This is a genomic window from Flavobacterium sp. KKT103, assembly GCF_055640565.1.
Window position 1 is genome coordinate 601,893 of sequence record NZ_CM145766.1, and the last position, 21,412, is coordinate 623,304.

A 21,412-nucleotide genomic window follows, 5' to 3' on the forward strand; every position below is an offset into this window, starting at 1 on the left:
TAAAGAAATTTCCCTTTTAACAGAATTTATGCTGGCTCCCTTATAAATCAAAACTTTGCCTTATCTTTGCCTACTAAATGCGCTAGCATTTTGCTTGAAAATTACAGATGGAAAAGATGAAAAAAATAAGGAATTTTTGCATAATTGCACACATTGATCACGGGAAAAGCACACTTGCTGACCGTTTACTTGGTGCTACACAAACGGTGACTGCTCGTCAAGAAAAAGCGCAGTTACTTGATAATATGGATCTTGAAAGAGAACGCGGAATTACGATTAAGAGCCACGCCATTCAAATGGAATACACTTATAAAGGCGAAGAATATATACTGAACCTAATCGATACTCCGGGACACGTAGATTTTTCATATGAAGTTTCTCGATCTATTGCTGCTTGTGAAGGAGCACTTTTGATCGTTGATGCCGCACAAAGTATTCAAGCGCAAACTATTTCGAACTTATATTTAGCTTTAGAGAATGACTTGGAAATTATTCCAGTTTTAAATAAAGTAGACTTGCCATCAGCCAATCCTGAAGAAGTAAGTGATGATATTATTGATTTACTAGGATGTAAATTAGAGGATATTATTCATGCTTCTGGAAAAACAGGTTTTGGTGTAGAGAATATATTAGCTGCCATTATCGAAAAAATTCCTGCTCCAACAGGAAATGTTGATGAGCCACTACAAGCCTTAATATTTGACTCTCATTACAATCCTTTTAGAGGTATTGAGGTTATTTTTCGTGTAAAAAACGGACAGATAAAAAAAGGGCAAAAAATCAAATTCATGGCTACTGGCAATGAATATTTTGCTGACGAAATTGGAACCTTAAAATTAGATCAAGTACCGAAACAGGTAATCTCAGCAGGTGATGTTGGGTATTTAATTTCAGGGATCAAAGAGGCCAAAGAAGTAAAAGTGGGAGATACCTTGACTGATGCTAAGGTACCAACCACCAATATGATTACTGGTTTTGAGGACGTAAAACCAATGGTTTTTGCTGGAATATATCCTGTAGATACTGAAGATTATGAAGACTTGCGTGCTTCAATGGAAAAACTACAATTAAACGATGCATCGTTAGTATTTTTACCTGAAAGTTCCGCTGCTTTAGGTTTTGGTTTCCGTTGTGGATTTTTAGGAATGCTACACATGGAGATTATCCAAGAGCGATTGGAACGTGAGTTTGACATGACTGTAATTACTACAGTTCCCAACGTTTCTTATTTGGCTTACACCAAAAAAGATCCTGAAACTCCTTTCATTATAAATAATCCATCTGATTTACCAGAACCTTCAAAATTAGATCGCGTAGAGGAGCCTTTTATTAAAGCAACTATCATTACTAAAGCAGATTTCGTTGGAAACGTTATGAGTTTGTGTATTGAAAAACGTGGTATCATAACTAATCAAACGTACTTGACTACAGAACGTGTTGAGTTGAACTTTGATATGCCATTAGCCGAGATTGTATTTGACTTTTACGATCGTTTAAAAACGGTTTCTAAAGGATATGCTTCTTTTGATTACTCACCAATTGGAATGAGAACTTCAAAATTAGTGCGTTTAGATGTCTTACTTAATGCTCAATCAGTAGATGCTTTGTCTGCTTTGATTCATGAAAGTAACGCTTACAACATTGGTAAAAAAATGTGTGAGAAATTGCGCGAATTGATTCCAAGACAACAGTTTGATATTCCGATTCAAGCCGCAATTGGAGCTAAAATTATTGCTCGTGAAACCATTAAAGCTTTACGTAAAGATGTTACAGCAAAATGTTACGGTGGAGATATTTCTCGTAAACGTAAGCTTTTGGAAAAACAGAAAAAAGGTAAAAAACGTATGAGATTGGTTGGAAATGTTGAGATTCCGCAAGAAGCGTTTATGGCTGTTTTGAAATTGAATGATTAAGCTTTTCTAGAGAATAGAACCAAGAATAAAAAGGACACCTGATAATGTAAAAATTATCAGGTTTTTTTATGGAGCGGGCTGTTCCAGTGACCAACCGGCAAGTACTAAATCACGTACGATCTCATTAGTCTCGGCACCATCCTTAAGCGCATAGATGTCATTACTTACAGCAAACCTATCCTTCAATTGTTGTGAACCATAAATACCAATAAAAATCGCTGCAATAAACCCTAAAGCGAGGACAATTCCTCCCACCGCTACCATATTATAAAATAATAGTGCTACAAGAGCAATTGCTGTTCCCCAAGATAACATTGCTGCTTTATAACTTGCGTTTTCATGAATTTTTTTACAATTGGAGCATCTTGGAATACCAATTAAAATTTTGGCAAACTTAACGGATCGATATACAACTAAATTTGTACTATCCTTAGTCATAAATAAAGGAATGTAATAGCATTCATCAATATTTTGCACTTCTTCTCGTCCGCAATAAGTACACTTATTTTCTTGAGGTTCAAATCGTTTATACAATTCATTGTAGTTATAATTGTCAATCATATTTATCTAAATTTAATTAATCATTAAGGTCATTATAAAAATATCTTGAGATAAGATACTTTATTAGCAAGCCAGGTCCAAAGGATAAGGCCATAGGTATAATCATTTCTAAGGTAAAAAAAGAACTTCGTCCACTTAAATAAAAACCAACTACAACGGGCATCAATATAGCTCCTGTAACGAAACCTACTATTGCGGCAATTGGCTTATCAGGAAAACCGATATATCCTGCTCCAACAGCCACTACTATGGAAAACAAAAGTAATAGAACGTTGTTTTGACCCATAACAGCAACTAATAAAGAAGATACTACAGCTACAGTTGTAGCAATATTTCCTTTTTCTTCTTTCTCTTTTTCTTCCTTCAAATTGAAATACAGCTCTTGTTTGTACTCTTTTATTAGGGTAGTTAAAAGATTTACTGCCATAGTTTCGTCATGGCCTAATTGCATTATTTTAGATATCTCGTCAACTTCTGAAAAAGTTCCTTCTTGTAATCGTTTTTTAATGTCCTCTTTATGATGATATGGTAATTGTTCCATCTTATCTTGCTCTTTTTTTTAATTATTGAACTTCAAAGCGCTACAACTAACTCTTTTGTAACCAATCGTATAAACGCTTTGCATCTTCGAATTTAAACAATTGCGTTCCTTCATTCATAGTTGCTGCCGATCCACAAGCAACTCCCCAACGGATTACTTCTTTCAAGCTTTTATTTTGCGAAAGCGCCCACACCATTCCGCCTACCATACTATCGCCAGCACCAACGGTACTTTTTTTGACCACATTGGGAGCAGGGACGTAGTCATAGGAATCTTTAGTCACTAAAACAGCTCCTTGTGGTCCAAGGGAAACAACAACAATTTCAGCGCCACCACTCGAAATGATCTTTTTTGCAGCTTCATCTACTTCTTCCATCTCTAAACTTGGAACACCTACCAATTTGGCTAACTCGCCTACATTAGGTTTGATTAGATAAACACCTGTTTCTAAAATTTTGTGCAGGGATTCACCTGACGTATCTGCAATAACTTTAATACCTAATTGCTTAGCAACAAGAGCAATTTGGCTATAAAAATCAACAGGAAGTCCTTCACTAATACTACCACTGAGTACTAAAAAATCACAGGATATGGATTGCATTTTTAACAAAATTGTGTCTTTTTCAGAGGTGCTCATAGCAGCACCCGGAAAACCAAATCGATACTGCGAATTAGTATTATCGTCAACAGCCACAAAGCTTTCTCTTGTCCAATTAGTAACTTCAATAGGTGCTATAGCGATACCTTCTTGTGTTAGCAAGTCCTTTATTGTTTCACCTGTAGGACCGCCAGCGGTGAATATTGCAAGCGACTCACCTCCCAAACGAAAAATTGCTTTAGAAACATTTATCCCACCGCCTCCAGCATCAAATCGAGGGGCATCGCATCGTATCTTTTGTTCAGGAACCAAACCTTTAAAATGGGCGCTTTTATCTAGAGCTGGATTTACTGTTAGTGTAATAATTTTATTTTTTTTCATTTGATAAATTTAATAAGAATTGCAGCAGCTTCAAAAATTTAAATCAATAATAGGGGAATAAAAAGGGTGAAAATCAAAATTTTCACCCTAGTTTATCTCTGCCAAATTACAGCTTTCTTCGGTTATCGTTAGAATTTGTATCTATTAATTTATTGTAAGGATCGACACCAACTTCTGTTGGTTTTTTATCTACAACGATCGATAACTTATTATCTATTTTATCAATCTTATATTTCTTTAAATGCAGTTCCTTTTCTGTTTTTTTGTCTTTAATAGTCTCCTCCGTAAAAACACCAATTTCAATATAGTCACGTAAGGGTAATGAAGTTGTAGCAATAATGTCTCCCTTTTTCTTGTAGGTCAACGTTTTGCCAGCTTCATCTTTAAAAATACGTTTGCCTTGGTCATCCGCCTTGTATTTTGACACATCAAACGCGATATCCACTTGGTATTTACCATTGGGCAGTTTTTTTGAAGTAGCTTTTTTAATGCGGTTATCGTACAGTGTAATGTTTTCAAACATATCCTTAACAACGTATTGCAGTGAGTCAGGTGTGGCTTGCTTTAACAAACTAACTAATTCTAGCGATGTTGTATAAGGTGGCTCTTGATAGCCTACCTTAGCGATATACGATTTCAAAACGCTATTTAGTTTTTTCTCGCCAATGAAATCACTCAATGCATAAAACACTAAAGATCCTTTCTCGTAGTGAATGTATTGCTGATTTTCGTTGTACATCAATGGTTTTTCTTTTTTACTCTCCACCGCTCTTCCCATTAAGTACCTGTCAAGAGAGGTTTTAAGAAACTTACGCATTTGAGACTTGCCATATTGATGCTCTAAAACCTTTAAAGAGCTGTATTCGGATAGACTTTCAGACAACATCGTTGCACCTTGTACATTTGCACCTATTACTTGATGCGCCCACCACTGGTGCGCTACCTCGTGCGAGGTAATAGCAAAAGGATAATCTACCGCATCAGTTGCTTTATCATCGACCGCTGCAATAAAACCAATTGCTTCTGAAAACGGAATCGTATTCGCAAATGATTGCGCAAATTCGCCCTGTGTTCTTGGATATTCCATTACACGCACTTGCTTATGTTGATACGGACTAAAGTTCATCGTGTAATAATCTAGTGATTTCTTTACACCTGCAATCATTCTGTTCAAATTATACTCGTGTCCTTTATGGTAGTAAATTTCGATATTTATGTTTTTCCATTTATCGCGCTTCACTTCATATTGAGCTGAATTGTATGCATAAAAATTCAGCATTTTTTGATCCATTTTATAGTGAAAATAGTTCCTGCCGTCCTTTTTCCATTGCTTTTGCAAGTAGCCTGGTGCAATTGCGGTTTGATCTCCCGAGGTGCTAACAGTAGTCTCAAACGTAACCCAGTCAGCATCGTTGCTTATGTAATTATTCTTTTTCGCAATCGAATCGGTAGGGCTTGCCATTCTTTCTTTAGGCTTCAATCCGTATTTTTTTCTAACATCGTCATCATTCAATTCCCCGTTTTCAGTATATCCAATAGTTGGAAAAGAACTATTATTTATAAAGGTTCCGTTGTAGATTACTGGTGAATTATCTTTGAATAAACTATTGGGTTTATTCTTAACTTCAAATGACATTACAATAGAAGCACCTGGTAGCAAAGTTTTCGCCAACTTGTAAATGTTGAAATTGAATATTGTGTCTTGTGAAACGAGTTTCGCTTCTTTTGCAAAAGCAATTTTAGTTTTATAGCTGTTGTAATTAATAAAAATGGAATCAATACCTATTTTAGTTTTATTCTTTAGTACATAAGTTCCCTTAGCTACAAAATTGCGCTCCTGCGGAAATAAATCTAAGTCAACCTTGATATCTGTAATTCTAGGCTGTGCATATTTTTGGTACTTTTTATATTTTTTTTCCCATTCTACTCGCGATTTTTCACCTTCTTGTTGTGATCTGTATTCATTAACAACATTATCCTGATAGTAAATAGTACTACCTACGGCTAGGAAGCTAATAAAAGACGCGCTAATTAATAAAGCCGTTTTACTACTAAACCTTTTTTTAGCATCAACAAATCTAGCACGTACTGATTGACCAACTCCTCTAGTCCAAAACAAAAGAGTAAGACCAAAAATACCTAGTCCAAATAGAAACCAATATCCTTTGTATAAATAGTACAATGGCAAAGTATTACCGTACCCGTTCATGTCAGAATATTGAAAACCTGTATCACTATTAAATCTAAAAATATCTTGTTCTACTCCAATCTCTGGAATAAAAACTAATCCGATGGAAAGAATCAGTAAAACAAAAAATCCAAGTAAATAATTCTTAAACAACGTTTGAATGAATAGCGCTAGAAATGCCCAAATGACAAAATGCACTAATTTTATCGCATACAACTCAAACAGATAATGTCCGATTTCAAAATCAAAAAATCCATTATAAGACTGGATTGCAATACCGCCAATCATAATAACTGCTAACAGCGCTATTTGCATTTGCAGTAAGGCTAGAAATTTTGAAAACAGCAACACCCAATTGGGAATAGGAGTTACATCTATTAAATGATTCATTCGAGTTGTAAACCCTCTATGCACTAATATTCCAGCAAAAAGAAAAGTCAACACATTAATAAAAAGACTAAAAGCGCTACCCGGTAATGCTAACATTTGCCATGTGACTGGATACGTTTTTGTTCCAAAAATTTCCCCGGCAGTTAAAGACGTTAGTAAAATAAAAAGCAATCCTACAATAACGATACTGATGAAAATCCAATTTTTAACAATAAACTTAAAATCTGCTTTTGATAAATTCCATGCAGTCTTAAGGTATTGTTTGACCGAAAAGTCAAATTGAATTGCTGGTAAATTGATTCTCGTAATTCCGCCAAAATTATTTTTAGTAACTCGTTCTTCTTTTTTGCTTTTTCCAAAAGTTAAAGCAGTTTGAGTAAAAGAAAAATAGCGATAAAGTGCTACTAAAACTAAAAGTGAGATACCCAACCACAATAATCTATTGTAAATGATTACTCCTTCAAAAGGCAGCAAGTTTGTGTTTTTTTCTGAAACAGTCCAGTATTTGGTATAATATGACAAGGCCTCACTCCCAAAAGGATCTAGCAAACCTGCTACATATTGATTATCGACGTCATTGGTAAAACTACTCACCATACTTTGAACAAATAACAGTAAAATCACTGTAATAAATCCCACCGAAATGTTTCTAGTAATGGTTACCACTGCAAATACGATGGCTCCATAAAAAAACAAGTTGGGTATTACCCATATAAAATAAATTTGTAGATAAGCTACTATCGAAACCGGACCTAATAAACTTTGATTGGTACCTGGTAAAAAACTAGCACAAAAGGCTCCAAATCCAATAGCTAGAACAACTAAAATAACAACTACTAAAGAACTGAAAAACTTTCCAAGTAGATAATCAGCTTTAGTAAATGGATAACTAAATAGTATCGTGTGCATATTGTACTTAAAATCTCTGTAGATCGAAGCCCCAATTATGGAGGGCAACAAGAAATAAGTTAATACCGACAAGGTGTTGATCAAATCGTTTAAAGCAATTGGTGAATTTGCTAAAGCATTAGAGGCAGTTGTTGTAGAGAAACTATCAAAAATCCCTAGACTACTCGCCATAATAAGCATCGAAAGAAAAAAGAAAATAGCTGTATAAATATAAAATGAAGGGTTTCTCAACCACCTTTTCAACTCAAAATTAAATATAGTTCCTAACATAGTACGGCGTCTTTTTTAAGTGCTACAAAATACACATCTTCAAGTTGAGGAGTTGCTGCAACAAAACTTTCATTTGGTTTATCCGCACTATGTACTCTAATGTTTAAAGTATTGTCCTGATTGTAATTAGATGAAATCACATTAAATTCCTTTTCGTTTTCCTCTAAAGCTTCTCTTTCAATTATTTTGGTCCAAATAGATCCGCTTAAAGTCTCAACTACTGCTGTTGGTGTCCCTTGTGTTAAAATTTTACCCCCGTTTAAAATAGCAATTTCATTACAAAGCTCCTTAACATCATCTACGATATGTGTCGAAAAAATCACCGTATGATTGGTTCCTATTTCACGCAAGACATTAAGAAAACGATGTCTTTCGGCAGGATCCAATCCAGCAGTTGGCTCATCAACAATAATTAGTTTTGGGTTGTTTAGTAATAATTGAGCTATCCCAAAACGCTGTTTCATCCCTCCTGAATATCCATTTACATCTTTTAATCGCACTTCATATAAATTGGTAACCTCCAAGACCTGCTTTACTATTGTAGCCCTTTCTGATTTTGAAGCAATTCCTTTTAACTGTGCGAAGTAGTCTAATAATTTCTCTGCTGACATGTTAGGATATACTCCAAATTCTTGTGGCAAATAACCTAAAATTTTGCGCAACCCCATTTGATCTTCTAAGACATTAATACCATCAAATTCGATGCTGCCTGAATCTGGCTTTTGCAAAGTCGAAATAGTACGCATTAATGACGATTTCCCTGCTCCGTTAGGACCTAAAAGACCAAACATTCCAGTTCCAATTTCTAGATTTAAGTCATCTAATGCTTTTACGCCGTTTTTGTAAGTCTTACTGAGGTTATTTATTTTAAGTTTCATTATGGATAAATTAATTAGTTATCTAGTAAGTAGAGGATTTGCCTTGTTTGTTACATAGTTTTTAACATTCTATAAAATGAATTCTTACAAAAGTAAAAATCATTAGCAGTCAAAATTTACAATCTGCTTTATCTTCGTACCTTTGCTACTTTATAATTAAAAAGGATGATTGAAGATAAAAACCCACAGCGTACGAGTATAGGTCAATTAGGCGAATTTGGACTAATAGACCATTTGACAAAAAATTTCGAAGTAAACCAGCCTTCCACTTTAAAAAGTATTGGTGATGATGCTGCCATCCTTGATTTCAAGGATAAAAAAGTAGTGATATCAACTGACTTGTTGATTGAAGGAGTTCATTTTGACTTAGCCTATATGCCCTTAAAACATTTAGGATACAAAGCAGTAGTTGTGAACGTATCGGATATTTGTGCCATGAATGCCAAGGCAACTCAAATCACAGTATCAGTAGCTGTTTCAAATCGATTTCCACTTGAAGCACTTGAAGAATTATTTGACGGAATTGCACATGCTGCTGCCGAATATAAAGTAGACGTTATAGGCGGTGATACCACCTCATCACAAAAAGGATTGATTATCAGCATCACCGCAATTGGTGAGGCAGATGAAGAAGAAATAGTTTATCGAAATGGTGCTAAAGAAACTGATTTGTTAGTGGTAACTGGTGACATTGGAGCGGCCTATATGGGACTTCAGGTACTAGAAAGAGAGAAACAGGTTTTTCAAGTTAATCCTAACTCACAGCCCGACTTAGACGCTTACACCTATTTAATTGAGCGCCAATTAAAACCAGAGGCTCGAAAAGATGTTCGCACGCTTTTACACGCTTTAGAAATTAAACCAACTTCGATGATCGATATATCAGATGGATTATCGTCAGAAATCATGCATTTGTGTAAACAATCAGGAGTAGGTTGTAATCTTTACGAGGATAAATTACCGTTAGATCCACAATTAATCAGTGTTTGCGAAGAATTCAATATCGATAGCACCACTGTTGCGATTAATGGCGGCGAAGATTACGAATTACTTTTTACTATCGCAATGGAAGATTTTGAAAAAATTAAAGCAAATCCCAACTTCTCTATAATTGGACATATGACCCAAGAAAGCGAAGGAATACACCTAGTAACAAGAGCTAATACTAAAATAGCATTAAAAGCGCGTGGTTGGAACGCATTAGCGGAATAAAAAAACAACCCATTGCAAGTAAAAAAACACCCCTGAAAGAGAATCTTTTAGGGGTGTTTTTTTATGATTTATTAAAACAAAAGTCCTATTTTCCTGGCTTCCCGAACTAAATCAAGGTCGGTGCCCTCTGTTAGTTTTAACAATTCTTTTAAGTTTAACTTTCTAGCCTCGATTGCATTTAACGAAATAGGAATGTATTTTGGAATGTCAATTGCTTTGGTCCCCTTAGACAAATGAAATAAAATTTGCTTGTCAAATAAGTCGATTTCAATACTGTGATCCTGTGATTCCAACATTTGCAAAACGGATTGACTATAATAAACAGTGTCTTTAATGACTTTATCAAATGCAAAAAGTAATTCATCAAAAGTCAAATCATTTTTAATAACAAGACCATGTGGATTTATGTTTTTAATGATCGTTTTAATCTTTAAAAACTCCGTAAACATGGTTAGCAAAATTATTTTACAATTGGGCATGTGCTCTAGAATCAACTTAGCGACATCTTCACCGGAATAAATACTTTTAGCCTCATAGCTAGGCATGCTAATATCTAAAAAAGCTATATCAAAAGCGGGTGTATTGGGATCTACAATTAAAGCATAAGCCGACTCACAGTCTTTGGCCTCGCTAATAGTAAACTCGTACTTCTCGGGTTTGTATCTTGTTATCGCGTTTTTATACCCTTGAATTATAAAAGGGTGGTCGTCAACAATTAATATTTTTTTATTAAGACGCGTTAAAGAACCGGGTTCAACTGTCATTTTTATGATGGTATTTGTTTTTGTTCTGTTGGAATAGTGACCATAATTGTGCTTCCTTGTCCTTTAATTGAGGAAACATCAAACTGTCCGTCACATTCATTTGTTCTGGAAATCATATTATTTAATCCAATTCCTTTCTTCTTTGTCTTAATGTCGAACCCAATACCGTCGTCCTTTACTAAAAGTACAATAGTATCGTCTTTCTTTTTCAATTCAACTTTAATAACATTGGCATTTGCGTATTTATTGCAATTTTGAAGTGACTCTTGAATAATTCGATATAAATTAATCTTTACTGAGTTCTTTACTTTATCCCATTTAATAGAAGAATCAATTGTAGATATTATTTTAGCGGGAAAGGTTTTTCTTTGCTCTTCCAGCATATTATCCACAATTGTGACGAAGTTATTAATTAATTCTGATTTTTCTCTATTCAGGTCATGCGAAATTTCACGAATATCTTGTTCGATATTTTTTAATTCAGATAAATAGCTGTCTCTTTGCTGTATAGCCATATCATCTTGAATTTTATTAAGACTATCTAAATTCATCCTAACGCCAAACATCCTACCCAAAACACCGTCATGGAGCTCTTGTGCTACCCGTTTTTTCTCTTGTACCCTACTTGTCTCGATAGTGTTTTGCTGAGAAATCATTAAATTATAGATATCCTCATTCGCTTGTTGTTGTTGTTGCTTGTATAAAAGCACCCTGTTTTTAGTTTTTTGGGTCTTAATAATATAAATAAATAACCCTACAATGGTTAAAATACTCAAAGCATATAACAAATTCCTGTTTTGAACTTCTAGATAGGAATTCTCATCTTTAATTTGATCCGTTTCATACTCTATACGGGAGAATTTTTCTCCCATACTACGCTCCGCTTTTTGCAATTTTTCGTTTATTTGAATGTATTCCTTATTAAAAAAAGCAGCATTTTGTGGCTGAGCAAGAGACATTTGCTTTAAGGCTACTAGAATATCGTGCGGATTGTTAGTTGTCCTAGATAAAGAAAGGGCTTCTTTTGCATATTTGATTGATTTAATTTTATCACCATATAAAGCATAATATTCTGACAAGTGAATTTTATTGATAAAAACACCTGTAGTTAAGTTAAGTTCCTCTCTCAATAAAAGGGATTTATAAAAAAGTTCCAAAACCCCTTCCTTTTCGTTTAATTTAAACTTAGAATATGCCAAATTATCTAAAAGCATAGCATAAACAAAAGGTTTTTGAATCTCTATATTTTTTTGGGAGAGTCCTTTTTGAAAATAATTTTTGGCAACTGAATATCGTCGTGAATTTAAGTACAAAAAACCTAAATTATTATAAGAAGTTGCTCTAGATTGATATTCGGGAGGAATAATATTTTCATCGATTACTCCCAAAGCCTTGTTATGATAGGTAATCGCATTATCGTACTCGCCAAGTTCGACATAAGTTATACCTAAAAGATTATAGGCATCATAGTAAATATTATTAATCTGTTTTTCATCTTTAATTATTCGCAATATGTTATAAACAGATTTTTCCGCACCTAAAAAATCACCTGCCTTATACTGCAAGTTAGCTTTGTTAATTAATATTTTACCTAAACTTTTGTTGTCACCTAATTTACCATACAACTTTTCAGCTTTATAATAAAAGAGAAACGCACTATCTGAAACAGCTTGTGATTCATAATAATCACCAAGATAAGAGTAGGCTTTGGCAATATTAATTGTATCTCGCTCTTTTTCAGATTTTTCTAAAACTACATTAACTACTTTATTAAAGTTTTTCCAATTAGCAATATTATAGTATCTATTTGCTACCTTGAATAAATTAACCCTATTCATAGAATCATTTTCTTGCTCCAAGACAATTGCCTCTGCCTTCTGAATATTAGCTATTCTTTTTTTTATTGTCAGATCTGGGTCATTAGCTAAACTAAAATAATCAGTTAAACTATCTTTAGATGAGCTATCTGTCTTAATTTTATTTGTAGTTCTTGTACAATTTATTGTTAAAAGGACTGCTAAAAATATCCCAATAGAGTAAAAATTTTTCAATGGTTTGGTGTCTAGTTTTATCAAAAATACTAAAATAAAACTATTGACATAAAAAAAGGCTATCAATTTTGATAGCCTTTAAATTTTATTATGTGATGGTAAAATCAGTCTAATTTCATGTTCCCACCAGTTGCTTGACCTCCAACGATATCTAATTTCATATTTCCACCAGTTGCTTGACCACCAACTATATCTAATTTCATGTTGCCACCAGTAGCTTGTCCACCAACTATATCTAACTTCATGTTACCGCCGGTAGCTTGTCCACCAACTATATCTAATTTCATGTTACCACCGGTAGCTTGTCCACCCACGATATTAGTTTCAGAAACAGTGAAAGAAGTTAAGATCATTACTAAAGATAAAAGTCCGATTGTTAAAATTGATTTTTTCATAAAAAGGGGATTTGTTATGTTTTTGTTTGGTTTTATTTTTGGTTAAATCACGTATTTTTACGTGGTTATCATGTGGTAAAACTACATAGTCATCCTCAATTATAATCTGTTTTTAGGGCGTTTATGGTAGATTGTCGCCATTTGATAGTGAATGACATTCAAATCTTGGTGAATGGTATCTTTATTAAATTTCAAGGTAATTACCATTTGAAATCTCAGCGATAATAAGGTCAATATTTACCTTGTAAGACTTACTAAAAGGCAATTTCGTTGCGGTATTTTTAATGTAACAAACTGCATTCCCGGTATGAATGCGTGATATATAGCTCGTATTTACAATATAACTATTGTGGATGCGAACGAAAGGAAATGATAAAGCGCCTTCGAAATGCTTTAATGTTTTGAATGCGGTAACCATCTCTCCACTGTTTAAATGAATATCAGTCGAATTGTTGTCTGCTTGTAAATAACAGATATCCCGCGCATCGATATACCTGTAATCCCCATAGGACTTGATGCAAAGGATTAAGGGTTGGTCTCCTGATTCGATTCTATTGGGAACAGCTACTAAGGGACGCTCTTCCTCCGGCTGGACTGACAGCACTAATTCTTTTGATGACTCCTCAGGGATTGCTTTTTTAAGCTTAAGCAAAGACTTTACAAAATCAATACGAGCCAACGGTTTCAGTATATAGCCTGCTACGTCATATTGAAGTGCATCAAAAGCCAATTCTTTCTTGGAAGTGGTAATGATGATTTTTGGAATCACCTTTAAATAACGATGAAGCTCATTAATTAGCAATAACGATAAATTACTCTTTTTATCAGAAGGATCTATTTCTAGAAAAATTAATTGCGGTGTATGCTCTAAGATAAGGTTCAAGCCTGCTTCGTATGTATTTGCAGATGCGAGAAAGTGAAGCTCTGAAAAACTTTCAGCTATAGCTTTAGTTTTCAAAACACTTTCTTGATTGTCGTCAATAATAATGTACGAATGATTCATCTACTATGCTTCCCAAATTTTTAGGCATACACTAGATACTAAAGCTTTTCTTTGCTTTATAAATTAAATAAATGGTAGTTTTGGGGCAAACTAGTTAAATACTCTGTTGTCTTTTTAACACATAACAGAATTTTAACGTTTTAAAAATAGGTATTTAGCTCGCTATCTAAAGCGCTTGTTAATAGAATTTTAATAAATGTTAATAGATTTTGACCAAGTGCAAATAAATCCGATAAAGAACATTTTTTATCTATTTTAAGTCCCTTTAAAAACATCTTAACCAACAATCTTACCTCTTTGTAAAGCACATCAATCACAATTCGCAGTGCTTTAAATAGTATCTGATATTTTTTTTATAAAAGCCTCTTAATAGTATTGCTCATTTTTACATGACAGAAATAAATAATAAATTTGTTTTTTACAAAATTATCTTACTTTTGCGTCATAAAACCAAAACTATGAAAAAATCAATAGCTCTTTTATTATTCTTCTCTACTGTAATGACATACAGTCAAGAGAAAACCGCACCCGATTTTAAAAAAAATGAATTAAAAGGAAATGCCTTATTTTTAGTATTAGGCGCGGTAGAAGTTACTTATGAACGTATTTTAAACGAAGATACAGGACTTGGAGTTTCTGTTTTTTTCGTAAACCAAGATGATTTCGATAGTAACTTTATGCTTACTCCCTATTATAGAGCTTATTTTGGCAAAAAACCTGCAGCTGGATTTTTCGTCGAAGGCTTTAGCATGTTTAATACGGGTGTAGCAAGCTCCACTTATTACTATGACAACAATAATAATATTAGCCGAATCGAAAGAGACCGTTATTCTGATTTTGCTTTAGGATTTGGGTTGGGTTCAAAATGGGTCCACAAGAAAGGATATGTTTTTGAAATTAATGCCGGAATAGGTCGTAATCTATTAAGCAAAGAGAGTCCTGAAGTAGTTGGACGCGGCGGAATAACAATAGGATACCGCTTTTAAAAAACACAAAAGGCTTCTCAATTGAGAAGCCTTTTATTATTTGAATAAGTTCATTCGAACTACATTTTCATTAACCAATTTTTCATCGAAACTTCATTTTCGATAATTGATTTTAAATCTGCTATCGCAACACGATCTTGTTTCATCGTATCTCTATGTCTGATAGTCACTGTTTGATCTTCGATTGTTTGATGATCTACCGTAATACAAAAAGGCGTTCCTAAAGCATCCGCCCTTCTATAACGACGACCCACAGCATCTTTTTCATCATAAGCAACACTAAAGTCCCACTTTAAATCTGCTATAATTTGATGTGCAATTTCAGGCAATCCATCTTTTTTCACTAATGGTAAAACAGCAGCTTTAGTAGGAGCTAATACTGATGGTAATTGCAATACCGTTCTAGTTGATCCATCTTCTAACGTTTCTTCTTTTAGAGAAGTCGCAAAAACGGCCAAAAACATTCTGTCCAATCCTACAGATGTTTCTACAACATAAGGCACATAGTTTTTATTTAACTCAGCATCAAAATACTGTAGTTTTCTACCTGAGAATTGTTCGTGTGCTTTTAAGTCAAAGTCGGTACGGGAGTGAATTCCTTCTAATTCTTTAAATCCAAAAGGGAAATTAAACTCGATATCTGCGGCAGCATTAGCATAATGAGCTAATTTTTCATGGTCGTGAAAACGATAGTTTTCTTTTCCTAGTCCTAAAGATAAGTGCCATTTCAATCGTGCTTCTTTCCAAAACTCGTAGTGCTTCATTTCCTCGCCTGGACGTACAAAAAATTGCATCTCCATTTGTTCAAATTCACGCATACGGAAAATGAACTGTCTTGCAACAATCTCGTTTCTGAATGCTTTCCCTGTTTGAGCGATACCAAAAGGAACTTTCATTCTTCCTGATTTTTGAACATTCAAGAAGTTAACGAATATCCCTTGTGCTGTTTCTGGACGTAAATACAAGTCCATTGCAGTATCTGCAGAAGCTCCTAATTTAGTACCAAACATCAAGTTAAATTGACGTACTTCGGTCCAATTTCTTGAGCCCGATTCCGGACAAGCGATTTCTAACTCTTCGATTAAAGCCTTAACATCTTCCAGATCTTCATTACCTAATGAGCGTCCTAAACGTTCTAAAATTTCTCTTTCGCGTGTTTTGTATTCAACAACTCTTGGGTTTGTTGACACAAATTCAGCCTCATTGAAAGCATCTCCAAAACGAACCTTAGCTTTCTCGATTTCTTTGATTGCTTTTACGTTAAGCTTTTCAGCATAATCTTCAATCAAAACATCCGCTCTATATCTTCTTTTTGAATCTTTATTATCAATTAAGGGATCGTTAAAAGCATCTACGTGACCTGACGCTTTCCAGGTAGTTGGGTGCATCAATATCGAAGCATCCAAGCCAACAATGTTTTCGTTCATTTGAACCATTGCTTTCCACCAATATTCCCTTATGTTCTTTTTTAACTCTACTCCGTTTTGTGCATAGTCATAGACTGCACTCAAACCATCATAAATTTCGCTTGACGGAAAAATAAATCCATACTCTTTTGCATGCGAAACTACGTTCTTAAATATATCTTCTTGTTTTGCCATACTGCAAAAATATAAAAAGTGAACTTAAAAAAAAGGAAATAGTACAAGATTGAAGCCTTGATTTTCATATTTTTATCAAATAATCTCCTAATTGTATGCTGAAACACCTTATTAATTTATTCTTTCCAAGAATATGTGCAGGTTGCACCGCAATTTTGCTAACTAATGAATTGGTTATTTGTACTCCTTGTCGACACAATCTTCCTTTAACGAATCACCATTTAGCTATTGAAAATGAAGCTTACAAAAAATTCTATGGTAGGATTCCGGTAGAAACTGCTTCAGCGTTTCTCTATTTTCATAAAAAAGGAATAGTACAAGAGCTAATTCACAACCTAAAATACAAAGGACATGAAGAGATTGGCACTTTACTAGGCCATTGGTACGGCGATGAACTAAAACAGCTTATGCATACTAGTAAACCCGACCAAATCATACCCGTTCCGCTGCACCGAAAAAAATATAAAGAACGAGGTTACAACCAAGTCACTACTTTTGGTCTTGCACTTTCAGAGGAATTAGATATTGCTTATACTACGGATTTATTGGTCCGAACCGTCTATTCTAAAACACAATCAAAGAAAAATTTGCTAGGCAGATCCGAAGGAATTGAAAACCTATTTGATGTTGTGTTTACAGAAAAAGATCATGGCAAACATTTTTTACTAATTGATGATGTTATTACAACTGGCTCAACATTAGAGGCTTGTTCCCGCGCTTTATTAAAAATTCCTGATGCTAAAATTAGTATTGTATGTATGGCAATGGCGCAATCCTAAACTTAAATCAAGACGAATAACGGTTCCTATTTATCACCAAAGAACCAAACATTGCAATAGTGCTTTTGCAACTTTAATGAAATTATAACAATCGACTATTTCCTTTTCCGAAGTTAAATGTTTAAATTTGAATAAATTTTTATAAATATCTAAACAAACATATTATGGCTTTTGAATTACCTCAGTTACCTTATGCTTACGATGCATTAGAACCAAACATTGATGCTCGCACAATGGAAATTCACCACTCAAAGCATCATAATGCTTACACTACCAACCTTAATGCTGCCGTTGCTGGTACAGATATGGAAGGAAAAACAATCGAAAATATTTTATTAAACTTGGATATGAAAAATGCTGCTGTTCGCAATAACGGTGGTGGTTTTTACAATCATAATCTTTTTTGGGAAGTAATGTCACCTAACGGTGGTGGACTTCCATCAGGAGATTTACTTGCTGCTATTGAAAGTAGTTTTGGAAGTTTTGATGAGTTCAAAGCTAAATTTAGCAAAGCGGGAGCAACACAATTTGGTTCAGGATGGGCTTGGTTATGTGTGCAAAAAGACGGTAAATTAGACGTTTGTGGGACTCCAAACCAAGACAATCCATTAATGCCTGGTGTAGGTTGTGGTGGAACTCCAATTTTAGGAATGGATGTTTGGGAACATGCTTACTACTTGCATTACCAAAACAGAAGACCTGACTATATTGACGCTTTCTTTAACGTGATCAATTGGACTGAAGTTGCAAGAAGATTTGCTTCAGAGAAATAAGAAAAATTAAAGCATAAAAAAATAGACGCTTAGCTTTTAGCTAGTGCGTCTATTTTTTTATGCTTATTTTTTTGACTTTATTCCAATAAAAAAGGCGGAATTGCTTCCACCCTTTTTGCCCCAAATCTACCATAAACTTAACCTACTAATGTTATGGTAAACCAAAACTATGTATCTAAGTTAGTTACACCAAATTTAATAGGTGAATAACCTAAAAAATCGATAAACCACCTCTTTATTACAACCTTAGTATGCTCTAGCGTCTTTTCCTTCATAAAAATTCATAAAAGCACGATTTACAACTCTGTTCCCTCCAGCTGTTGGATAGTCTCCAGTAAAGTACCAATCTCCTAAATTTTTAGGGCAAGCAATGTGTAAATCTTCTACTGTTTGAAAGATGATTTTAACCTCAGCTTTAATTTCAGGAGAACTTAACATTTCTGCAATCTTATCGGATACTTCTTGAGGTGTGAATGGCTCATATATCGCCGTCACATAATTGATCACGTCTCGATCTAAATAATTTTCTTGTGCCTTACATTTGGCATAAACCTCATCAACGATATGATATAAATTGCGCTCTTTTAAAAGTTCTAACGCAGCTCTAAAGGCAACCAATCCTTCAAGCTTTGCCATATCAATACCATAACAATCTGGATAGCGAATTTGTGGCGCTGAGGACACCACAACTATTCGTTTTGGATTCAATCGATCCATCATTTTAATGATACTCATTTTTAATGTTGTACCACGCACAATACTATCATCGATGATAACAAGGTTGTCCGTAGGTTTGATAACACCATAAGTCACATCATATACGTGAGCTACTAAATCGTCACGACTGCTGTCCTCAGTGATAAAGGTTCTAAGTTTCGCATCTTTTATAGCTACTTTTTCGGTGCGAATCTTTACTGATAGTAATTCTTTTAAGCTCTCTGCAGTAAGCGTATCTCTATTTTTTAGAATAAAGTTATTTTTCCTTTGGTTTAAGAAATCCTGCGCTTCTTCAACCAAACCATAAAATGAGGTTTCAGCTGTATTAGGTATATAAGAGAAAACCGTATTATCAGTATCTTGATCAATTGCATTTAAAACAGCTGGTAAAATTAGCTTACCTAATTTTTTTCTTTCTTGGTATATTTCGGCATCACTACCTCTAGAAAAATAAATACGCTCAAAGGAACATGCTTTTTTAACCGTAGGAGGCAAAATCTCCTTCATGGAAACCATTCCGTTTTTCTTGATAATTAACGCTTTTCCTGGGTCTATTTCATGAACAGTTTCAAAAGAAACATTAAAAACAGTTTGAATTACAGGACGCTCCGAAGCCACAACTACAATCTCATCATCTTGATAATAGTAAGCGGGTCTAATTCCTGCTGGATCTCTAAAAACAAAAGCGTCTCCATGACCTAAAAGTCCTGCCATGGCATACCCACCGTCTAGATTTTTTGAAGCACGAGTCAGTATTTTTGCCACATCTAACCGCTCAGCAATTACGGGTGAAGCCTGAAGCTTACTCAGCCCTTCATTTTTACAATCTTGGTATAAATCAGTAACAGCGTCATCAAGGAAGTGTCCGATTTTTTCCATAACCGTAACCGTATCTGCCATTTCTTTAGGATGTTGACCCAATTCAACAAGACTCTGAAAAAGCTCCTTTACATTGGTCATATTAAAGTTACCTGCTAGAATCAGGTTTCTATGCATCCAATTGTTCTGACGTAAAAATGGGTGTACACTTTCGATACTGTTTTTTCCAAAAGTTCCGTAACGTACGTGACCTAAAAACAACTCGCCAATGTACGGAATATTTGCTTTTTGTGCTGGAACATCGTCTGCATATTCAGGATGTGCAGCCATCTCATCATTAATTCGGTCATTAATTTGAGCGAAAACATCTTGTATGGGCTGAGCATGGTTCGAACGCACACGACTGATGTATCGTTCGCCTGGCTCAACATCCAATTTTATACTAGCAAATCCAGCACCATCTTGTCCGCGGTTGTGCTGCTTCTCCATAAGGAGATACATTTTTTGTATTCCATAAAAAGCTGAACCGTATTTCTCTTTGTAAAATTCAAGCGGTTTAAGTAGTCTAACTAAAGCTATACCACACTCGTGTTTTAAAGCGTCGCTCATTGTGTATTTTTTTGTTGTGTTGTTGTTTTATTCTCCGCTTTATTGCGTGTAACAAAGCGCTTTATGCTGTCAATCATTAAAAATCAAAAAAGCCCCGTTTCCGAGGCTTTAAGGCATTATAATTCTATATCAAACTGAGTCAAAGATTTAAATTGCTTCAATCTCGACACGACTTCGTCTTTTTCTAAACCAACCATACGTTCCGTTCCAAATTTCTCTACACAAAAGGAAGCCAAATTTGATCCGTAAATAATTGCATTTTTCATGTTCTCAAATGACACGTTTTCGCTTTGCGTAATAAAACCTGCAAAACCTCCCGCAAAAGTATCACCTGCTCCTGTTGGATCAAATACTTCTTCTAGCGGTAATGCTGGTGCAAAAAACACTTGCTCATTGTGAAACAATAACGCACCGTGCTCTCCTTTTTTGATTACAACATATTTAGGACCCATCTTTTGAATTTTGGCAGCAGCCTTAACAAGAGAATATTCTCCTGATAATTGTCTAGCCTCTTCATCATTGATAGTAATAACGTCAACTCTTTTAATCACCTCTAATAATTCAGGTAAAGCGCAGTCCATCCAAAAATTCATAGTATCTAAAACAACTAATTTTGGTTTGGTTGTCATTTGATCTAGCACTCCACTTTGTACCAATGGATGCAAGTTTCCTAACATTACTACATCGGCATTTTTATAATTTTCGGGAACTTTAGGTTGAAAATCAGCCAATACATTCAATTGTGTATCTAAAGTATCTCTTGAATTTAAGTCATTATGGTAGCGTCCGCTCCAAAAGAAGGTTTTACCGCCTTTAACTACTTCAAGTCCTGAAATATCAATATTTCTATCGGTTAATAAATCTAAATATTCTTGAGGAAAATCGTCACCTACAACAGATACGATGGCAGATTGCAAGTTAAAAAACGAAGCAGATAGACCAATATAGGTTCCTGCTCCACCTAATATTTTATCTGTTTTTCCAAAAGGAGTCTCAATTGCGTCGAAAGCAACTGTCCCAACAATCAATAATTTATTCATTTATGTGATTTTCAAATTAAAGTGCAAAGATAGC

At 34.6% G+C, this 21,412-nt stretch carries 17 protein-coding genes; 5 read left to right on the forward strand and 12 right to left on the reverse strand.

Annotated features, from left to right (window positions below; translation table 11 throughout):
• Window positions 1-116 precede the first annotated feature (116 nt).
• Window positions 117-1,913, forward strand: a complete 1,797-nt coding sequence (lepA, locus tag ACZ2G0_RS02565) for a translation elongation factor 4 (RefSeq protein WP_470308864.1) — start codon at window positions 117-119, stop codon at window positions 1,911-1,913.
• Window positions 1,914-1,979: 66 nt separating this feature from the next.
• On the opposite strand, the gene ACZ2G0_RS02570 is transcribed toward lepA, so the two are convergent.
• The 5 genes from ACZ2G0_RS02570 to ACZ2G0_RS02590 all read right to left on the reverse strand — a co-directional run bounded on the left by ACZ2G0_RS02570 (window position 1,980) and on the right by ACZ2G0_RS02590 (window position 8,629).
• The gene (locus tag ACZ2G0_RS02570) at window positions 1,980-2,474 is read right to left on the reverse strand and encodes a hypothetical protein (protein ID WP_470308865.1); all 495 of its coding nucleotides are present in this window, start codon (window positions 2,472-2,474) and stop codon (window positions 1,980-1,982) included.
• Window positions 2,475-2,490: 16 nt separating this feature from the next.
• Window positions 2,491-3,015 carry a hypothetical protein gene (locus ACZ2G0_RS02575; protein ID WP_470308866.1) on the reverse strand — a complete coding sequence of 175 codons (525 nt, stop codon included), beginning with the start codon at window positions 3,013-3,015 and terminating at the stop codon, window positions 2,491-2,493.
• Between the two features lie 46 nt (window positions 3,016-3,061).
• The gene (locus ACZ2G0_RS02580) at window positions 3,062-3,994 is read right to left on the reverse strand and encodes a 1-phosphofructokinase family hexose kinase (protein WP_470308867.1); all 933 of its coding nucleotides are present in this window, start codon (window positions 3,992-3,994) and stop codon (window positions 3,062-3,064) included.
• A 106-nt stretch (window positions 3,995-4,100) separates the two neighbouring features.
• On the reverse strand, window positions 4,101-7,751 hold the full coding sequence (locus tag ACZ2G0_RS02585; RefSeq protein WP_470308868.1) for an ABC transporter permease/M1 family aminopeptidase: 3,651 nt from the start codon (window positions 7,749-7,751) through the stop codon (window positions 4,101-4,103).
• The gene (locus tag ACZ2G0_RS02590) at window positions 7,745-8,629 is read right to left on the reverse strand and encodes an ABC transporter ATP-binding protein (protein WP_470308869.1); all 885 of its coding nucleotides are present in this window, start codon (window positions 8,627-8,629) and stop codon (window positions 7,745-7,747) included. Before ACZ2G0_RS02590 ends, ACZ2G0_RS02585 begins: the two co-directional genes overlap by 7 nt.
• Window positions 8,630-8,794: 165 nt before the next feature.
• On the opposite strand from ACZ2G0_RS02590, the gene thiL reads away from it, so the two are divergent.
• Window positions 8,795-9,841, forward strand: coding sequence for a thiamine-phosphate kinase (thiL, locus tag ACZ2G0_RS02595; RefSeq protein WP_470308870.1), 1,047 nt, complete (start codon window positions 8,795-8,797; stop codon window positions 9,839-9,841).
• A gap of 71 nt (window positions 9,842-9,912) precedes the next feature.
• Here thiL and ACZ2G0_RS02600 read toward each other — a convergent pair whose 3' ends face one another.
• The 4 genes from ACZ2G0_RS02600 to ACZ2G0_RS02615 all read right to left on the reverse strand — a co-directional run bounded on the left by ACZ2G0_RS02600 (window position 9,913) and on the right by ACZ2G0_RS02615 (window position 14,054).
• Window positions 9,913-10,605, reverse strand: coding sequence for a response regulator (locus tag ACZ2G0_RS02600; RefSeq protein ID WP_470308871.1), 693 nt, complete (start codon window positions 10,603-10,605; stop codon window positions 9,913-9,915).
• 2 nt (window positions 10,606-10,607) lie between these two features.
• The gene (locus tag ACZ2G0_RS02605) at window positions 10,608-12,656 is read right to left on the reverse strand and encodes a tetratricopeptide repeat-containing sensor histidine kinase (RefSeq protein WP_470308872.1); all 2,049 of its coding nucleotides are present in this window, start codon (window positions 12,654-12,656) and stop codon (window positions 10,608-10,610) included.
• A gap of 104 nt (window positions 12,657-12,760) precedes the next feature.
• Window positions 12,761-13,051 (reverse strand): 3-oxoacyl-ACP reductase, encoded by a 291-nt coding sequence (locus tag ACZ2G0_RS02610; protein ID WP_470308873.1) that lies wholly within the window; start codon window positions 13,049-13,051, stop codon window positions 12,761-12,763.
• Between the two features lie 184 nt (window positions 13,052-13,235).
• Window positions 13,236-14,054 carry a LytR/AlgR family response regulator transcription factor gene (locus ACZ2G0_RS02615; RefSeq protein ID WP_470308874.1) on the reverse strand — a complete coding sequence of 273 codons (819 nt, stop codon included), beginning with the start codon at window positions 14,052-14,054 and terminating at the stop codon, window positions 13,236-13,238.
• A gap of 458 nt (window positions 14,055-14,512) precedes the next feature.
• On the opposite strand from ACZ2G0_RS02615, the gene ACZ2G0_RS02620 reads away from it, so the two are divergent.
• Window positions 14,513-15,040, forward strand: coding sequence for a DUF3575 domain-containing protein (locus tag ACZ2G0_RS02620; RefSeq protein WP_470308875.1), 528 nt, complete (start codon window positions 14,513-14,515; stop codon window positions 15,038-15,040).
• A gap of 59 nt (window positions 15,041-15,099) precedes the next feature.
• On the opposite strand, the gene ACZ2G0_RS02625 is transcribed toward ACZ2G0_RS02620, so the two are convergent.
• The gene (locus ACZ2G0_RS02625) at window positions 15,100-16,641 is read right to left on the reverse strand and encodes a glycine--tRNA ligase (protein WP_470308876.1); all 1,542 of its coding nucleotides are present in this window, start codon (window positions 16,639-16,641) and stop codon (window positions 15,100-15,102) included.
• Between the two features lie 95 nt (window positions 16,642-16,736).
• Between ACZ2G0_RS02625 and ACZ2G0_RS02630 the strand changes: the two genes are divergently transcribed.
• Together ACZ2G0_RS02630 and ACZ2G0_RS02635 are read left to right on the forward strand one after the other, a co-directional pair.
• On the forward strand, window positions 16,737-17,420 hold the full coding sequence (locus ACZ2G0_RS02630; RefSeq protein WP_470308877.1) for a ComF family protein: 684 nt from the start codon (window positions 16,737-16,739) through the stop codon (window positions 17,418-17,420).
• 164 nt (window positions 17,421-17,584) lie between these two features.
• Window positions 17,585-18,193: a superoxide dismutase gene (locus ACZ2G0_RS02635; protein WP_470308878.1), complete on the forward strand. Its 609-nt coding sequence runs from the start codon at window positions 17,585-17,587 to the stop codon at window positions 18,191-18,193.
• A 246-nt stretch (window positions 18,194-18,439) separates the two neighbouring features.
• Here ACZ2G0_RS02635 and ACZ2G0_RS02640 read toward each other — a convergent pair whose 3' ends face one another.
• Window positions 18,440-20,338, reverse strand: coding sequence for an amidophosphoribosyltransferase (locus tag ACZ2G0_RS02640; RefSeq protein ID WP_470308879.1), 1,899 nt, complete (start codon window positions 20,336-20,338; stop codon window positions 18,440-18,442).
• A 116-nt stretch (window positions 20,339-20,454) separates the two neighbouring features.
• The gene (locus ACZ2G0_RS02645; protein WP_470308880.1) at window positions 20,455-21,378 is read right to left on the reverse strand and encodes a PfkB family carbohydrate kinase; all 924 of its coding nucleotides are present in this window, start codon (window positions 21,376-21,378) and stop codon (window positions 20,455-20,457) included.
• Between the last annotated feature and the right edge of the window lie 34 nt (window positions 21,379-21,412).

Excerpts from the sequence above, each read along its gene's own strand:
- lepA (WP_470308864.1), top strand. The coding sequence starts at position 117 with ATGAAAAAAATAAGGAATTTTTGCATAATTGCACACATTGATCACGGG.
- ACZ2G0_RS02570 (WP_470308865.1), bottom strand. The coding sequence starts at position 2,474 with ATGATTGACAATTATAACTACAATGAATTGTATAAACGATTTGAACCT.
- ACZ2G0_RS02575 (WP_470308866.1), bottom strand. The coding sequence starts at position 3,015 with ATGGAACAATTACCATATCATCATAAAGAGGACATTAAAAAACGATTA.
- ACZ2G0_RS02580 (WP_470308867.1), bottom strand. The coding sequence starts at position 3,994 with ATGAAAAAAAATAAAATTATTACACTAACAGTAAATCCAGCTCTAGAT.
- ACZ2G0_RS02585 (WP_470308868.1), bottom strand. The coding sequence starts at position 7,751 with ATGTTAGGAACTATATTTAATTTTGAGTTGAAAAGGTGGTTGAGAAAC.
- ACZ2G0_RS02590 (WP_470308869.1), bottom strand. The coding sequence starts at position 8,629 with ATGAAACTTAAAATAAATAACCTCAGTAAGACTTACAAAAACGGCGTA.
- thiL (WP_470308870.1), top strand. The coding sequence starts at position 8,795 with ATGATTGAAGATAAAAACCCACAGCGTACGAGTATAGGTCAATTAGGC.
- ACZ2G0_RS02600 (WP_470308871.1), bottom strand. The coding sequence starts at position 10,605 with ATGACAGTTGAACCCGGTTCTTTAACGCGTCTTAATAAAAAAATATTA.
- ACZ2G0_RS02610 (WP_470308873.1), bottom strand. The coding sequence starts at position 13,051 with ATGAAAAAATCAATTTTAACAATCGGACTTTTATCTTTAGTAATGATC.
- ACZ2G0_RS02615 (WP_470308874.1), bottom strand. The coding sequence starts at position 14,054 with ATGAATCATTCGTACATTATTATTGACGACAATCAAGAAAGTGTTTTG.
- ACZ2G0_RS02620 (WP_470308875.1), top strand. The coding sequence starts at position 14,513 with ATGAAAAAATCAATAGCTCTTTTATTATTCTTCTCTACTGTAATGACA.
- ACZ2G0_RS02625 (WP_470308876.1), bottom strand. The coding sequence starts at position 16,641 with ATGGCAAAACAAGAAGATATATTTAAGAACGTAGTTTCGCATGCAAAA.
- ACZ2G0_RS02630 (WP_470308877.1), top strand. The coding sequence starts at position 16,737 with ATGCTGAAACACCTTATTAATTTATTCTTTCCAAGAATATGTGCAGGT.
- ACZ2G0_RS02635 (WP_470308878.1), top strand. The coding sequence starts at position 17,585 with ATGGCTTTTGAATTACCTCAGTTACCTTATGCTTACGATGCATTAGAA.
- ACZ2G0_RS02640 (WP_470308879.1), bottom strand. The coding sequence starts at position 20,338 with ATGAGCGACGCTTTAAAACACGAGTGTGGTATAGCTTTAGTTAGACTA.
- ACZ2G0_RS02645 (WP_470308880.1), bottom strand. The coding sequence starts at position 21,378 with ATGAATAAATTATTGATTGTTGGGACAGTTGCTTTCGACGCAATTGAG.